Below are 14827 nucleotides of genomic sequence, written 5' to 3' on the forward strand. Positions count from 1 at the left end.
CCTGCAACAAGGCTGCTAAAGAAACGTATGGACTCCTATTCCGTACCAGCAGGGTCTTTCCTCTCCCCCACGCCAAAGACACAGCTTCAGCTGTCATGCGCACAGCTGAAGCCGGCAATAAACCTCGGAGGCCCGTAACACGAGGCCCGACAAACATCCCTGCTTTGCAGTAGGAAAATCCGAGCGCCACTCCCAACACATATGCGTATTGCAGTACTTGAGGACCGCTGCAACGCCACCGCCTGAGCACCAGTTAAATGTCAGCACAAACTATTGCACCCAGCCCAGAGGAACCGCGCTTCCTTCGCCTGCCCGAGGTTGAACTCGCTGTCGGGAAAAAGAGATCCACGATCTATCGCGACATAGCAGCGGGAAAATTCCCTGCTCCATATGATCTAGGCAGCAGCAGATCGGTTGGCTGGCTCAGCACGGAGATATCTGCCTGGATCCTGAGCCGGCCGCGCGTACAGTTACGTGGGAGGCATAACAATGACTAACACCTCCGCCCCACTGCGCGCACAGACTCAGTGGTTTCATGTCTTTAGGGCCATGATCGATCAGGGTGATGTCGCCCGAATCGGGCCCCATGCATTTACGGTTTATGCCGTCATCAAGGCACACGCCAATTTCGACCATGGATTATCGAAACCGGGCATCCAACGGATTTCCGAACAGTCTGGAGTCAGTCAGGCACAGGTCAAACGGGCATTAGGGGTTCTCGAAAAAGCAGGTTTCATTGCAAAGAAAAAGTTCGGCCGATCCAATCACTACATGCTACGCGAAAAGGTCCAGGTCACTGAGGCCGGCTTACCACATACCGTAGTAACCTGGGATTACGTGCCGGACCGCGCCCAGCAGACCGTTACTGAGCTTAAAAAAGCCATGATCGCTGGCGATCTCGCAAGTACGCGAACACTGAATATCGAGCGTCTGAATATACAAATCAATCTGGCAGGTGGTAATTCCCAGATCGATTTAGGCTCATTGCACACCGACCTAGATCGACTGCCAGCCGGCATTCGAGAAACGCTGCGTAGAAACCTCAATCGCCGTGGTGATCTTATACACAGCTCAGAGTGACACGTATCAACCTGAGCTGTGTACCATCTGGATGGAGCTCACCTAGAGCTCCGTCGCGTTGGAATACAGCTCAGGCTGAGCCGCTAAAAAGAAAGATAAAATAAAAAAGAGTAGTTCTGGGGGCGACGCAACCTCCTGAGTGAAAGCCCCGAAGCCATTTTGGGTTACGGGCAGCTACCGTAAGCTCGATTCGACGAAACCCACCAGCCCATTTGCCGCTTTTTCGCATTGCAGAAGCGCCTTCCTTTATCATCCCCGGCATCGTGTAATGATTGATTCCCCATTCACTGGCTCAGGGCGCTCGGCTGTCGAATCCAGTGGCATCCAGCATAAACCGAGGCGACTGAGCAGAGCTGAGTTGCGATGCTGACGCCAGGCCGACAGAGCGGCATGTGCCGGCCGGGATGTGACCCTCGCCCAAAAATTTTAGCGGCTAAAATCGCCGCCTTCGCGCATCAGCGATCTGGACAGTGGTAAACCATGAATGCAGTAGAAATTGAGTCCGCCATTTCGGACCTGGCCCTAGAGCCCTTTGACGCGGCGGAGTTCCCGTTCACCTTCCTGGCCGCATTCGGCAACAAGGAAACCGCGCTCAAGCGCCTGCGCGCTGGCAACAACAACGCCTCGGATGTACCTGGCGGCGTACTACTGCGCAGCAACATTCATATCGCCGCATGCGAGCCTGGCACCGTGGGCGAAACGCTCAAGGCCTTGCGCGCCAGCCCGGCCACCATAAAAGCTAAAGCCAAGTTCATCCTCTCCACCGACGGGCAAACGCTGGAGGCCGAAGAACTGATCACGGGTGAAACCATCACCTGCGACTACCCTGACTTTCCCAACCACTTCGGCTTCCTGCTGCCGCTGGCCGGCATCTCCACCATCAAGGAGATCAAAGACAACCCCATCGACGTGCGTGCCACCAGCCGCCTGAACAAGCTGTACGTCGAACTGCTGAACGAGAACCCGGACTGGGCCAAGACCGAACGCCGCCATGACATGAACCATTTTATGTCTCGGTTAGTGTTCTGCTTTTTTGCTGAAGACACAGATATCTTCACTGGCGACGGACTGTTTACCACGACGGTTGAGCACTACAGCGAGCGCGACGGCTCCAACACCGCCCAGGTGCTGTCGGAAATCTTCCGCGCTATGAACCTCAAGTTGGCCGAGCGTGCCGGTGCAGAACCGCGCTTGCCTGGCTGGGCCAACAAATTCCCGTATGTGAATGGCGGCTTGTTCTCTGGAAGCACTGAAGTACCGCGCTTTACGCGCATGGCGCGTACTTACCTGCTGCACGCCGGCAACCTGAACTGGCAAAAAATCAACCCAGACATTTTCGGCAGCATGATTCAGGCCGTGGCCGATGATGAAGAGCGCGGCGCACTGGGCATGCACTACACCAGCGTGCCCAACATCCTGAAAGTATTAAACCCACTATTTCTGGATGATCTGTGTGCTCAGCTGGAGGCAGCGGGCGACAACAAGGCCAAGCTGCTTAACCTGCGCAAGCGTATGGCGCGCATCCGCGTATTTGACCCAGCATGCGGTTCCGGCAATTTCCTGGTCATTGCCTACAAGCAGATGCGCGATATCGAGGCGGAGATCAATCGTCGCCGGGGCGAAGCTCACAATAAGTCCGAAATACCGCTGACCAATTTCCGCGGCATCGAGCTACGCGACTTTCCGGCAGAAATTGCCCGACTGGCCCTTATCATTGCTGAGTTTCAGTGCGATGTGTTGTATCGCGGGCAGCAGGATGCTTTAGCTGAATTTCTACCGTTAGACTCACAGAATTGGATTGTCTGCGGCAATGCGCTGCGGCTGGATTGGTTGGCGGTGTGCCCGCCGACGGGGACTAGCGTGAAGCTGGCAGCGAACGATTTGTTCGACGTGCCATTGGACCAATCTGAAATCGCCTTCGAAAACGAAGGAGGCGAGACGTACATCTGCGGTAACCCGCCGTATATTGGCGACAAATATCAATCGAAAGAGCAGAAGAGCGACATAAAAAGCCTTACCAAAAAAGACGTGCGCGCTGTCGATTACATCACTGGGTGGCTTTGGAAAGCATCAGACTACATTCGCAGCGGAGGCCGATTCGCCTTCGTTTCTACGAACTCTATCTGCCAAGGTGTTCAGGTTCCGCTGGTGTGGCCGAGAATAGTCATGGCGGGGCAAGAGATTTTCTTTGGCCACAAAGCTTTTCTCTGGGGTAACAACGCTGCTAGGAACGCGCAAGTCACCTGCATAATTGTTGGCGTGGCCAATTTAGGCGTCAAACAGAAATACATCTTCGACGGTGAAGAGCGAAAAGAAGTTGAAAGCATCAACTTATATCTCGCGCCCGGCAAAAATATCATCGTCGAGCGGGCGAATGATCCCATCTCTGGTGTATCGACCATGTTTGGCGGGAACATCCCGAGAGATCAGGGAAATCTGTTGCTCACGCCCGATGAGGCAAGGGATTTGCTGGACTCTTATCCTGAGGCAGCGCCTCTAATAAAGCCGATCCTTGGCTCCAAAGAGTTCATCAATGGCCTAGAACGGTACTGTCTCTGGATAACTGACGAACAAGCGCAGATCGCCTTTTCAATTCCGCCCATCAAGGCGAGGCTTGACCGCATACGAGAATATCGTCTGCATGGCAGTGAACGTGGCCGTGCCGGCCTCGACACACCCTACAAGTTTGAACGGACTATCATCGGAAACGACCACACCATCATCATTCCAAGCGTCTCGTCGGAGCGCCGCGCTTATCTCCCTTGCGGTTTGCTGACGAGTGACGTGCGCGTCTCAAATCTTGCACTTGCCCTCTACGACGCCCCACTTTGGAACATGGCCCTCATCGCCTCCCGCCTGCACCTCGTTTGGATTGGCACCGTCTGCGGAAAAATGAAAACGGACTTCCGCTACTCCAACACACTTGGCTGGAACACCTTCCCAGTGCCGAGGCTCACAGAGCAAAACAAGGTCGACCTGACCCGCTGCGCTGAAGATATTCTGCTGGCCCGCGAAGCACACTTCCCCGCCACCATCGCCGACCTGTATGACCCAGACACCATGCCTGAGAACCTTCGCCGTGCCCACGAGCACAACGATGAAGTGCTGGAGCGTATCTATATCGGTCGTCGCTTCAAGAACGACACCGAACGACTGGAGAAGCTGTTTGATCTCTACACCAAGATGACAGCAGACACAGCAAAGGCCACGCCGAAGAAGCTACGAGGGAAAATGGCATGAACGACACCCCTGCTAGCCTGACCACACCACCCGAGGGCTACGGCGAGTGGTTAGCAGACCTCAAAGGCCGCATCCATAGCGCCCAGCAGCGCGCCACGCTGGCGGTAAACCGCGAACTGGTGCTGCTCTACTGGCAGATCGGCAACGATATTTTGACCCGGCAGGCACAGCAGGGCTGGGGGGCCAAGGTGATCGAGCGGCTGGCCCATGACCTGCGCACCGCCTTTCCTGAGATGAAGGGATTTTCCCGCGCCAACCTGATGTATATGCGCGCCTTTGCCGAGGCCTGGCCGGATGCCGCAATTGTCCAACAGGCTGTTGGACAATTGCCCTGGGGGCACAACCTGGTACTGCTGACCCGGCTAAAAGACTCACAGCAGCGCCTGGCCTATGCCCAGAGCGCGATTGCGCACGGTTGGTCACGCAATGTGCTGAACATCCATATCGAAACCCGCCTGTTGGAGCGCAGTGGCACGGCGGTCACTAACTTCGACGTCAGCTTGCCCAAGGTGCAGTCGGACCTGGCCCGCGAGTCGTTGAAAGATCCGTATCGGTTTGACTTCCTCGGCCTGCGCGATGAGGCGCAGGAACGCGAAATCGAACACGCCCTGGTCAAACACGTCACCGAGTTTCTGTTGGAGCTGGGCGCAGGCTTTGCGTTTGTCGGGCGGCAGGTAGTGCTGGATGTAGGCGGCGACGAATTCTTCATTGACTTGCTGTTCTACCACCTCAAGCTGCGCTGCTATGTGGTGATCGAGCTCAAAGCCGGCAAGTTCAAGCCCGAGCACCTGGGCCAGCTTGGATTTTATATGACTGCGGTGGATCGCCAGGTCAAAGATGAACACGACAACCCCACCATCGGCCTTTTGCTCTGCAAGAGCAAAAACAAGATCGTGGCGGAATATGCGCTGGGCGATAAGACCCAGCCCATGGGCATTGCCGAGTACAAATTGCTCGAATCTCTGCCTGCAGAATTGCAAACCAGCTTGCCCAGCATTGAACAGATCGAACGTGAACTGGCGGGCGACGGCACCCTCATGGAGGACGAATCACAGTGACGAACACCACCAACCCGACCAACAGCTACACGGTGCCGTCGGTATCCATTGCTACAGCGCACACTGGGGCATCCAGCAAGGCAAATGAGCTGGGCATGCGCACCATGCAAGAGCGCGCCTATACCAAGCGCGGCGAACAGTACCTGCTGATCAAATCGCCCCCCGCATCGGGCAAGTCTCGCGCACTGATGTTTATCGCCTTGGATAAGCTGCATAACCAGAACCTGCAACAGGCCATCGTCATAGTGCCCGAGCGCTCCATTGGCGGCAGCTTTGCCGATGAGCCGCTGAGCCAGCATGGTTTCTACTGGGACTGGGTGGTGGCTCCGCAGTGGAACCTGTGCAATGCCCCAGGCATCGATGAGCCGCGTGTGGCCAAGTCCAAGGTGGACGCCGTGCGCGCCTTCCTAGACAGCAGCGACAAGGTGCTGGTCTGCACCCACGCCACCTTCCGCTTTGCCGTGGAAGAGTTGGGCATCGACGCGTTCGACAACCGCCTAATTGCCATCGATGAGTTCCACCACGTTTCTGCCAACCCAGACAACAAACTGGGCAGCCAACTGAGCGCGTTCATCAACCGCGACAAGGTACACCTCGTTGCCATGACCGGCTCCTACTTCCGTGGCGACAGCGCGGCCGTGCTGGCCCCGTCGGAAGAGAACAAGTTTGAGACGGTGACGTACACCTACTACGAGCAGCTAAACGGCTATCGCTGGCTCAAGTCGCTGGATATTGGCTACTTCTTCTACACTGGGAGGTACGTGGATGCGGTCGCCAAGGTGCTGGACCCGGCGCTGAAAACCATCGTCCACATTCCAAACGTAAATGCCCGCGAGAGCCTCAAAGACAAGGAACGCGAGGTCAACGAGATCATGAGTTCGCTGGGCGATTGGCAGGGTGTCGACCCGGCGACCGGCTTCCACCTGATCAAAGCCAAGGACGGCCGCACGCTGAAAGTGGCCGACCTGGTAGATGACAGCGACGCGGCCAGACGCTCCAAAGTGCTCGGCGCACTGAAAGATCCGGCACAGAAGAACAACCGCGACAACGTGGATGTAATCATCGCGCTGGGCATGGCGAAGGAAGGCTTTGACTGGATCTGGTGCGAGCATGCGCTGACCATCGGCTACCGTTCGAGCCTGACCGAAATCGTACAAATCATTGGCCGTGCCACGCGGGATGCCGAGGGTAAGGAGCGCTCGCGTTTCACCAACCTGATCGCCGAGCCTATGGCCGATCAAGCTGCCGTTGCCGAGGCGGTGAACGATATGCTCAAAGCCATTTCCGCCAGCCTGCTGATGGAACAGGTGCTTGCTCCGCGCTATGAATTCACCCCGAGGAACCACGGGGAGAAAGAGGGCTTTGTTTACAACGATGGTGAAGGCTATCAACCGGGCGGCACCAACCTGGGCGTGAATGAAACCACAGGCCAGTTCCATGTTGAGATCAATGGCCTGACCACGCCGCAAAGCACTGAAGCCACGCGCATCTGCAAAGAAGATTTGAACGAAGTAGTGACTAGCTTCCTGCAGGACAAAACCGTGCTGGAACGCGGCCTATTCGACAAGGAAAATACCTTGCCGGAAGAGCTGACCCAACTGCGCATGGGGAAAATCGTGCGCGAGCGTTACCCCGATTTGAGCGACGTCGACCAGGAAGCCATCCGCCAACACGCTATCGCCGCAATGAACATTACCCAGCAGGCCAAGTTGATGTTGGCTCAGGCCGACGCCAACGGGAGTGACACCTTACAAGGCAGCACTGCTCTGCTGGATGGCGTGCGCAAGTTCATTAACGTACGCGAGCTGGACATTGATCTAATCGACCGCATCAACCCCTTCGACGCCGCCTATGCGGTACTGGCGAAGGCGATGGACGAAAAGTCCCTGCGTCAGGTTCAGGCCAGCATTGCGGCCAAAAAGGTGAGCATTCCCGAAGACGAAGCACGAGACCTGGCAAAACGTGCCCTGCAGTTCAAGAACGAGCGTGGCCGCCTGCCTGACATCAACTCCGCCGACGCCTGGGAAAAGACTATCGCCGAGGGCATGGTAGCTTTCGCACGCTATCGTGCCCAAGCGAAGGCACAGGAGGGCTCTGCCAATGGCTGAAATGAACGATGACGAGCTGCTGAATGCGCTGGGGATAGAAGTCCCTTCACTCAAGATAACAACCCGAACCCCTCGCGAAGAACGCATCATCGCTGGCTTCGAGGACATTCAGCGTTTCTATCAAACCCACGGCCGCGCCCCACTGCATGGCGAGGATTGCGACATCTTCGAGCGTTTGTATGCCGTGCGCCTGGATCAGCTGCGCAAGCTGCCGGAGGCACAAACCCTACTGGCAGGCTTTGATAGTCACGGCCTACTGTCAGGTACTGCGGCCGCCGCAGTAAATGTGGACGACCTGGATGAGGACGCATTACTCGCTGAGCTCGGCATCGGCAGTGAGTCCGTCGATCAGGACGACATCACCGTGCTGCGGCATGTGCGATCCAGTGCGGCAATAAAGGCGGCAGAAGAAATTGCCGCCCGGAACCCGTGTAAAGACTTCGAGAGGTTTAAGCCACTGTTTGATGAGGTGGAAGCGGGCCTCAAACAAAAATCGTGGGTAACCAAGCCCTTTGGCAAGAACGCCAGCATCGAAGCAGGGGACTTCTTCATTTTGAGCGGACTGATCGCCTATGTTGCCGAAGTGGGCGACACCTACAGGACGCCGAATGCGGAGACAAATGGGCGCTTGCGCGTCATCTACTCCAATGAGACGGAAAGCGATCTGCTATTACGGTCCTTGCAGCGGGCGCTCTACAAAGACAGTGACGGCCGTGCCGGGTCTCGGCTCATCAAGGTAGATTCCGGCCCGCTATTCAGCGACATAACCGAGCCGGACGACATCGAGACTGGCACTATCTATGTGCTGCGCAGCCAGTCCAGCCACCCATTCGTAGCCGAGCACCGCGAGCTGATCCACAAGATCGGCGTAACCGGCGGCCGAGTGGAAACCCGTATCGCGGCGGCCGCGAAGGATGCCACCTACCTGCTGGCCGATGTGGAAGTGGTCGCGACTTACAAGCTTCACAACCTGAACCGTACCCGGCTGGAAAACATCTTCCACCGCCTGTTTGGCGCAGCGCAGCTGGACTTAACCATCGAAGACCGCTTCGGCAATCCGGTTAAGCCAAGGGAATGGTTCCTAGTGCCGCTGCATGTGATTGATGAAGCGGTTGAGCGCATTCGGGATGGGTCTATTACCGGTGTAGCGTATGACCCACAAACGGCTCGCCTGGTCAGCTGAGGCGCTGGGTATGCGCAACGGCTAAATAGTGATGATCAAATCCGGGCGGAAGCCAGTCTCTTCGCCCGGATATCCCCGAGGGTTGCAGACCATACGCGTGCCCGCCACTTCTTAGTCGACGGCTGTATGTGAATGCCCACGCACCCACAGTGCCATATGCGCCTCCCCCATAAGGTCTTCCCCGCGACTGGCATACGCGGCATCCATGTGAGTGCCGGCATGCGGGTTGCAGTGGACAGCTTCAGCGCGACTTAACCTACGTTAGCCTCGACCAGTCGCAAAGGAGATGACGGTACATCCAGCATGTACTGCCTGGTCACCATCTCTGCCGTAAGCCCGGCAGCTGTCAACACCCGCTTCCAGGTACTGTAATCCAGGAGATTGATCGCCCTCTGTACCAGCATAGGCGACTCCATAGGGATCAACTCGTCAAACTCCTCGTGCTTCGTGAAACCCTTTCGATTGAGGTACGTGAAGCCCGATTTAGCTTGCTCGGCAGTAAGCAGATCAAGGGTGTGAGCCCTGAAAATGAGCGCCTTGAAGCTTACCTTCCAACGAAGCTTCATTTCCTTGAGTGCCGGCCAGTTCAGGTACTTGCCTCGCATAGGGGGAAACTCTGATGCGAAACTTGCCCGGGGCATCAACAAAGCGCTGGCAAACTGGTTAGCCTGATCCTCAGTAAGGCGGCAACCGGTCTCAATGCCTTGGTGCATCACCAAATGGCCCATTTCATGAGCAAGGTCGAAACGTTGCCGGCATGGATTCACCTTTGCGGTGTTCCTCACGATCAACGGTCGTTTGTTGGACAGCGAGAACGCATCGACCTTGTCATCGGCTTCGGCCAGATTCACCACCAGCACACCAACTTTTTCGGCCAGCTTGGTCACACTAGACAGGGGGCCAATCCCCAGGCCTTGCTCACGGCGAAATTTTTCAGCAACTTGCTCGATCTTGTTGATACCGGATACCGGCTCCTCAAGCATGCTGAAACTCACTGCAGGAAAGGCAACTTCCTTATCCAACTCGTCAATCAGCAGCTCAAACATCTCGACCTGAGCCGCAATGGTCTTTTTGAGAGTCTGCGAGGAGGATCGGACGCTTCGAAAATGGCATTGCTCCAACTCCACCGAACCGCGTCGTGGCGTGAAGAAAAAACTCTCGCGCACGCCCAAGGCTTCAGATAGCTGGGCGAGTTGGGTGCCCGAAGGAATCGCATTGACTTCCAGCTTGTGCGCGTATTGCCGGGTAACGCCCAAGAGCTCTCCGATATCGGCGAGCGAACGCCCCGCCGCGCATCTAGCGAGACGGAGCTTGTCGGGCGAAAACTCGTCGCCAAGAGGCAGAAAGCCTGTTCTGTCATTCATTTACTGGATCAGCATCTCGTGTTGCGTTCTGGTCTGCATCTTTGTCCCGACGAGCGACTAATGGATCATCGATTGCCACCTCTTGTGGAAGCTCGGTGGTACGAGGAGCAAACAGAGGCACGTAGTCATGCACCCACTTACATACGAGGTTCCGGTTGGTATCGAAGCCCAGAATCGAAGCAGTCAGCGTCGGCCCGTCAAAGTTGCCGTCAGTATCGACATACAAACGCCAGGTAATGTTCTTGTCGATCGCAGGCCCCAGCAGGCTAGCCTGGTAAAGCTCAACTCGGTTGGATTGCAGTCGATACCCTTTCTTTCTGACCTCGGGATCGTCCATTACCACCTGCATCAGCACGCCATTCACACTCAGAGTGAAGTCCATGGTGCGGTTAGTGAGCAGCAGCCACGGAAGGGCCGGATCGCCGTGCAGGCGTTTGAACCGGCCGTGGACGCGGCCATACGGAAGTGTTCCCATAGTCCAGTTGGTATCGTCATCAGTAGAGGTGACTTCCAACGCACGGTAAGCCGCATCCAGAGCGTTATTGCAGATCAGCTCGACGTGTTCCGGCTTCAGCTTCGGTTCCAGCTCACTCGGGTGTTGGATCGGGGGCATGGGCCTCTCCATAAAAGCGTGCAAAACATAGATACTGTCAACCGGCATTTTTGTGCAAATTATGGTATCTGTCAACCTTCGTGCCCCTGATGCTCAATAGCTGCCTGGCGAAGCTTTTAAACCCGAAGCTACCTAAGACCGTTTCCCGGCAACAACACGGGACACTGACGGTAGAGTGCTCAGGTTGTACAGTTTTTGCTCAACCACCCCAAAAGCCATATACGACGCTACGTTTAGCTCACTGTATCTGCTCACTGGCTTACAGCGCTTCTAGGACGCTCATAATCCCCTGGTCGCAGTTTCGTGTGCTGCCAGGTGCAAGTTATCTCGGCCCGGTCTTACCGACGTATCGATACAGCGTTGTTCTCGATACCCCGTATCGCTTGGCTACGGTGCCAACCTGAATCTGTGGATCTTTGAGCAAAGCCTTTATTTCGCGGACTTGAGCCTCTTCCAGCGCAGGTTTACGACCACCTTTACGTCCTCGAGCGCGAGCCGCCGCCAGCCCTGCGCGGGTACGCTCTCGAATCAGGTTGCGCTCGAACTCGGCCAGGGCTGCGAACACATGAAAGATCAGCTTGCCGGCGGCGCTGGTGGTTTCGATTCGCTCGTTGATCGACTCGAACCCCACCCCTTCCTGCTCCAGCCGACTGACGATCCCAACCAAGTCAGGCAAGGAGCGGCCAAGGCGATCCAGTCGCCATACGACCAGAGTGTCGCCACTGCGCAGAGCCTTGAGACAGTGCCCCAACTCCGGCCTATCTGCTGACTTACCACTCATGGTCTCCTCGTAAACTGCGTTGCATCCAGTCAGGGCAAGTGCATCACGCTGCAGGTCGAGATTCTGATCATCAGTCGACACTCGGGCGTACCCAATCCGCTTTCCCATACGTTTTTCTCACACTGATTTCGGTACGGGAAAAGTGACAGGAAAGCGGTAAATCCCAAGCCCAAAAGATCATCTGGAATAGGTGTGCCATAAACGACCGTTTATTGGACGGATGCGCTCGTCAATTTCAGGCGCTGAAAGCGACCGAAACCGAACCCCAGAATATTTTTCCTCGCTCAACATTTCCTTCAGCAGCTCAGCACCTGAGCTGAATGGAGGAATGACCATGAAGCAGAGTTTCCACGCACATTTTGATCGGGACTTGACCAAGGCCGGTTCGGCAATTCTCAGGGAGGCAGTCCGGCGCGGGCTTCTCAGTCAGCACGAGGCCATGATCCACGACCAGCAATGGGCGCAGTTTAGTGCTTATGCCAACGAGTCTCATGAGGTAGACATCTTGGAATTCGTCAATAAAAAATTGGTGAGGGAGTACGGGGAAGAGCTCTATATCCAGACATACCAAGGAAATCTCCCACTACAAAGCGTGTCGGGCCTGCTTGAGACTGTATATGTAGTGATGGGCTTCGCAACTAATGGGCACTGGAAAGGCGCAGCGGCTAACGTCGGTAGCCGTCTTGGCTTTCCAAGCTATGCACGGATTACCGTACCGCGCAGTCTTGACCGTACTAAGTTTGAAACCGCGATGGTGGATATTCAGGCTCTCCACTCAGAGCAGCTAGCAACATTAATCAGGTCAGTTCGATACCTCGGCATGTCATTGCTTGAGGCTTTTTTCTTCGACGCAGAAGATGCTCACAAGGACGCCGAAGAAGAAAACATCTTTTATGTGTTCAGCAAAGATAAACATGAGCATCGGATCATTAATATCTCTGCTCCTGAGCAAATTTTAATTTTGAAGAAGGCCGCGGCATTTCAAAAGCTTCAGGGCAGCAGCCACGCGACACCAGCAGCTTGGTGTACATGGAAATTAAAGAACCTACCTGCAGCTCAAGAGCTTTTACTTTCTCACGGACTAAACATTGATGATTGTCGCGCGGCATATGCCTGCGAGCTCTACTGGCGATTGTCTGGTCACCACGCCCCGATTCTTGGGGGCAAAGCTCCCCAAGATGAGGATCTGGAGGCCCGGAATCACGTCGCCTACGAGCTCGGGAATATGCGTATCTGGGAAACTGATGCGTACGTTGGTGCCCGAGCCAACCTGAGGAAGGAAGCCGCCGGTACCAATCGCTAAGCCATCACACAGCAGATTTGGGATTAGATCAGACGCCCTTAACCTTGGCAGAGCTCGAATTAAAGGAGTCAGGGTATGGATCGTTTTGAATTGCTTGTATATGCCGTGCTTGCCGTCATCAGTGCGCTGACTATCGCAGGTGTAATTGGCTATATGGTCGCAGCGTACCTGGACAAGAAGCACGGCGACGATTGAGCCCTCAGCGGAACGGCCAGATACCTGCAACAAACTGTCCGCTGCCCCTTGGCAGCGGGCGCTTACCCAAATCCATCGGCAAGGCACACTACCGCTGCGATACGCAGTATTTTCCCAAGCCTATGAGGTCATGGGATGACTTCGGAAGGGCTGTCAATTTCCGCACCCTAGCGAAAGTGACCGGAGCGCCGAAGCGTTTAGATCTGCAACATGCACGCCCTCCGTGTGGCGAGCTAGCTTGCCGAGTACGCTAAAACCCGTGCGCGGACTCATGGGCAGCATCTCATCTTGGGTTTTCCGAAAGCTACCGGAGAGTGTTTAGCGACCTCATCTAACCGGAGCAGCATCATGGAATTTCGTCACCTTGGTAACGGGCAGTACTTCCCACCTATTGCACCAAACGGTCGGATTTACGCTGTACCTCTTGGGCAGGAAACCCAGGTAGAAATTTTCTGCCTGGCCCCAGTAGGCATCATGGGCGCGGGCATCCAATTACGCTGGTCAGAAATCGTTGGTTGTTACTACGACGACGAATCATGGGAGATCATCCCGCGCAACTACTCGGGACGAGGGATGCGCTTCCGCAGAGGCCTATCCTGCATCATGGTGATCGCAGGCAACGAGGCTCTCACGACCCACATCCAGGGCTACCCCATCCCCATCTGCGTAATGAACCGCATTGCATTCGAACAGCAGCGAGGCAGCGAGGGGTAGCGCGTTACCGTCACCACCCGCTGCGCGACACAGGTACCAGCAGGAACGGCACCTACCAATGTTTATTTTATGAAAGTGAAGCCTTTCACTACTAATACAGGTCAAAGCTGGCCGGCTGACTTGGTCGCAAGCGTCACTGCTAATAGCAAATACGGCCTCCGCCCCTGCCTGTATGGGCCTGCTGGCTGACGGCGAGTAGATTTAGCGCCCTACACTGCTTATAGCTCGAACCCGTCGCCTTCCCTGATCAAGCGCAGCAATGTATCTCGCCGTAGTTCACTGCTGATACGAGAAAGCCCCGCCAGACCAAGCTGCACGGGGCTTTCGGGATTTACAATCGGGTCAAATCTGTTAGGCACTGCTTATAGGTACTCAGCCGCTACCCTGCCGAATAGAGGTCGCCATGATTAAGCGCTTGGTATCTAGACAGCTTCTTCTCATAAGCGACCAACGTACGACGTAGCTGACGATTCTCGCTCGCAACGCGGCGAATCTCTGCAAGTCGCCCCTCAACTTGCAGAACGAGGTGACGGTATGGGTATTCAACAAACTCAAACGAGGAAGCCGGGTATTTATGTTTGCCATTCCCCTTGGCAATAGTCAGGGGCGCGAATTTGTTTTTTTGTCCTTGCAGCGGCACCAGTTTGCACCAGTAGATCGAATACGCATTCGGGCTCACCTGCTTGATTGATACGCCGGCCACAACAGATTTGACCCCGGTCTTTTTGTACAGCTTCATGGACGTATCCACATAGCTTGCTACCAAGCATCTCGCGTCCGTAAGCAGCTGCTCGTACTGCTGATCCAGCAGGGTGACTATCGTTTGTGCTTCTTTGCTCATGACGAAGGCTCTCTTCTTTGTAAGAGCCAAATGGTGACCGATCGCTGAGCACCCGGGATTCGATTTCAGACCGTTCTACCGTCGGAAATATACGAAAACTGGGCGAACTGGCTCACGCTGTGACCCAGCTTCGCATCAGATGACCGACGGATCGCAGAAAAACATAACATGCAAAGGATGCACGATAGATGACGACGGCAGCCTTGACCCTGAGCGGAACAAGGTCGACTTGTTAGAAGCAGATTACAGCGAGCGGGCGTGTATCCCTGCCAAGCTGCAACTGGCCAATTTCTGCCAGTTACGACAGGCAGAAATCGGCCGATTCTGTTGAAAAAGTAGCGACCTCC

12 protein-coding genes are annotated in these 14827 nt (G+C 55.5%); 8 read left to right on the forward strand and 4 right to left on the reverse strand.

From position 1 onward, the window contains the following. Positions 1-257 precede the first annotated feature (257 nt). The 6 genes from RT21_RS23275 to RT21_RS11535 all read left to right on the forward strand — a co-directional run bounded on the left by RT21_RS23275 (position 258) and on the right by RT21_RS11535 (position 8669). Complete coding sequence (locus RT21_RS23275; protein WP_081262886.1) at positions 258-497, forward strand: helix-turn-helix transcriptional regulator; 240 nt, start codon at positions 258-260, stop codon at positions 495-497. Further along, a complete protein-coding gene (locus RT21_RS11515; protein WP_042926691.1) occupies positions 490-1080 on the forward strand; it encodes a helix-turn-helix domain-containing protein in 591 nt (196 codons plus the stop codon). Before RT21_RS23275 ends, RT21_RS11515 begins: the two co-directional genes overlap by 8 nt. A 480-nt stretch (positions 1081-1560) precedes the next feature. Further along, positions 1561-4320: a class I SAM-dependent DNA methyltransferase gene (locus RT21_RS11520; RefSeq protein ID WP_042926692.1), complete on the forward strand. Its 2760-nt coding sequence runs from the start codon at positions 1561-1563 to the stop codon at positions 4318-4320. After that, positions 4317-5378 carry a PDDEXK nuclease domain-containing protein gene (locus RT21_RS11525; protein WP_042926695.1) on the forward strand — a complete coding sequence of 354 codons (1062 nt, stop codon included), beginning with the start codon at positions 4317-4319 and terminating at the stop codon, positions 5376-5378. Before RT21_RS11520 ends, RT21_RS11525 begins: the two co-directional genes overlap by 4 nt. After that, a complete protein-coding gene (locus RT21_RS11530; RefSeq protein WP_042926697.1) occupies positions 5375-7486 on the forward strand; it encodes a DEAD/DEAH box helicase in 2112 nt (703 codons plus the stop codon). The genes RT21_RS11525 and RT21_RS11530 overlap by 4 nt, the downstream gene beginning before the upstream one ends. After that, positions 7479-8669 (forward strand): GIY-YIG nuclease family protein, encoded by a 1191-nt coding sequence (locus tag RT21_RS11535; RefSeq protein WP_042926699.1) that lies wholly within the window; start codon positions 7479-7481, stop codon positions 8667-8669. The genes RT21_RS11530 and RT21_RS11535 overlap by 8 nt, the downstream gene beginning before the upstream one ends. A 251-nt stretch (positions 8670-8920) precedes the next feature. Here the strand turns inward: RT21_RS11535 and RT21_RS11540 are convergent, their stop codons facing one another. From RT21_RS11540 to RT21_RS11550, 3 genes are all read right to left on the reverse strand, one after another. After that, on the reverse strand, positions 8921-10033 hold the full coding sequence (locus tag RT21_RS11540) for a helix-turn-helix domain-containing protein (RefSeq protein WP_042926702.1): 1113 nt from the start codon (positions 10031-10033) through the stop codon (positions 8921-8923). After that, a complete protein-coding gene (locus tag RT21_RS11545; protein WP_042926703.1) occupies positions 10026-10646 on the reverse strand; it encodes a hypothetical protein in 621 nt (206 codons plus the stop codon). Before RT21_RS11545 ends, RT21_RS11540 begins: the two co-directional genes overlap by 8 nt. A gap of 322 nt (positions 10647-10968) precedes the next feature. Further along, positions 10969-11535 (reverse strand): recombinase family protein, encoded by a 567-nt coding sequence (locus RT21_RS11550; protein ID WP_042926704.1) that lies wholly within the window; start codon positions 11533-11535, stop codon positions 10969-10971. 226 nt (positions 11536-11761) lie between these two features. On the opposite strand from RT21_RS11550, the gene RT21_RS11555 reads away from it, so the two are divergent. Together RT21_RS11555 and RT21_RS11560 are read left to right on the forward strand one after the other, a co-directional pair. After that, complete coding sequence (locus tag RT21_RS11555) at positions 11762-12730, forward strand: hypothetical protein (RefSeq protein ID WP_042926705.1); 969 nt, start codon at positions 11762-11764, stop codon at positions 12728-12730. A 543-nt stretch (positions 12731-13273) separates the two neighbouring features. Beyond that, positions 13274-13639, forward strand: a complete 366-nt coding sequence (locus RT21_RS11560; RefSeq protein ID WP_042926707.1) for a hypothetical protein — start codon at positions 13274-13276, stop codon at positions 13637-13639. Positions 13640-14018: 379 nt separating this feature from the next. Here RT21_RS11560 and mobI read toward each other — a convergent pair whose 3' ends face one another. Next, positions 14019-14480, reverse strand: coding sequence for a conjugative transfer protein MobI(A/C) (gene mobI / locus RT21_RS11565; RefSeq protein WP_045429914.1), 462 nt, complete (start codon positions 14478-14480; stop codon positions 14019-14021). Between the last annotated feature and the right edge of the window lie 347 nt (positions 14481-14827).

It is taken from the genome of Pseudomonas sp. 10B238, from assembly GCF_000970615.1.
In the GTDB taxonomy this organism is placed as follows: Bacteria; Pseudomonadota; Gammaproteobacteria; order Pseudomonadales; family Pseudomonadaceae; genus Stutzerimonas.